The organism is Treponema sp. OMZ 805, from assembly GCF_050937395.1.
GTDB lineage: Bacteria > Spirochaetota > Spirochaetia > Treponematales > Treponemataceae > Treponema.
This window is the reverse complement of record NZ_JACCLP010000034.1, coordinates 1-1,332: the sequence shown is the minus strand read 5'-3', so window position 1 is coordinate 1,332 and position 1,332 is coordinate 1. Positions and strand designations below refer to the sequence as shown.

The 1,332-nt window shown below is 42.6% G+C and carries 3 protein-coding genes; all 3 read right to left on the bottom strand.

From position 1 onward, the window contains the following. Positions 1 to 189: hypothetical protein (locus HGH47_RS12110; protein WP_432912690.1), on the bottom strand; the 189-nt coding region annotated here is incomplete at its 3' end. After that, positions 186 to 497 (bottom strand): hypothetical protein, encoded by a 312-nt coding sequence (locus HGH47_RS12105; RefSeq protein ID WP_432912687.1) that lies wholly within the window; start codon positions 495 to 497, stop codon positions 186 to 188. The genes HGH47_RS12110 and HGH47_RS12105, both read right to left, overlap by 4 nt. Positions 498 to 692: 195 nt before the next feature. After that, positions 693 to 1,130: a hypothetical protein gene (locus HGH47_RS12100; protein WP_162664565.1), complete on the bottom strand. Its 438-nt coding sequence runs from the start codon at positions 1,128 to 1,130 to the stop codon at positions 693 to 695. Positions 1,131 to 1,332: the final 202 nt, after the last annotated feature.

Sequence of the window (1,332 nt, the reverse complement as noted above, 5' to 3'; positions counted from 1 at the left end):
GCGTTTTATTGCTTTTGCTAACTCATCCTTTGAAGAAAGGGTTTTAATATGTTCCTCTTGCGCTTTGTTTGTTTCGACACTGTCGTTTATTTTCTGTTTCAACCCGCCAACGGCGATAAATACGCCGCCGACGGTTATCAGCATTCCAACGAGTGTACCAATAAGAGATATAATAACCGTCCCGCTCATTTCTCTTTTTTCTCCCAAAATGCAATAATGACCTCAAGCCGTGCGGCATATTCTCTCATTGCGATAATATTGCGCTCAAGAGCACGGTATGCCTCATACGAAAGCCAGAGGCCGCCGTCTTTATCCTTAAAAAGCACCGGCTCCATTGCAGGAACAGGCGGTTTTTCAGGTGCAATGTTTTGTAATACCACATCAATGTCCGCATTAGTCGGCGCTTTTGTTGTCGTGCATCCGGTCTGAAAAAAGACTGTTTGCACGAGTAACAAGAGAAGCGTCAGCAGTAGCGGAAAGAGTCTGCCTTTTTTCATCTGATTCCTCCATAATTTTTTTATTCTTGCTTTGTGCTTCTTGTAAACGTTCTGTTCTTTTGCGAACCGCCTCAAAAGCGCCGCTTAATCGCTGTACTTCCGTTTTTGCCTTTTTCAATTTTTTCACTATGATAGTAAGCAAAAGTGAAAGCACCGCGATAACGCCCAACAACGCTAATATGATATAAAGAGATGTCATGACTCGTCTCCGGATAGTTCACCCGTTTCATTGAGTTCAGGCGGCTGTTCGCCGGTTACGATTTTATTTGCTTCAACGCCCGAAACAAGTCCGCCGATCACGATAATAAAACCGACACCAAATGATAAATAAAGTGAGTTCATGTCCCGTTCAAAGATGCTTGAAATGATAAACGCTTCGATAAGCAGCAAAGCAAAAATAATAAGGGCAATAATGTAACGGTGCCGGTTCATATTTTTATACCGTCCTGCCGGAAGCTCTTTTGTTTTATGCAGCATCGTAAGAATATCGATACCGAGAAATGTCCCCAGCACTCCGGTAAATGTTCCGGCGATTGCAGTAACCGTCAGAGAATCCGTTACAAAAAATACCATCGCTGCAACAAACAGCGCTGCGAATAAAAGCCATGCAATTTGTGATTTTTTTGTTGTCATAATACTCCTCCAGATAAGCGCCATCAGGATAAGCCGTTTCAGGTAAAGGGAAGGAAAATCCGTGCACGGCTCATCCTTGATGTGCGCTTACCGATATACTTTAGCGGGTTTTATTATGACTAATCAAAGAAACTATTTGAAAAAAATAGGATTATATGTTGATGGTAAAAGAGTATTATGTGGAGGGGGAATGCGCAGGCGT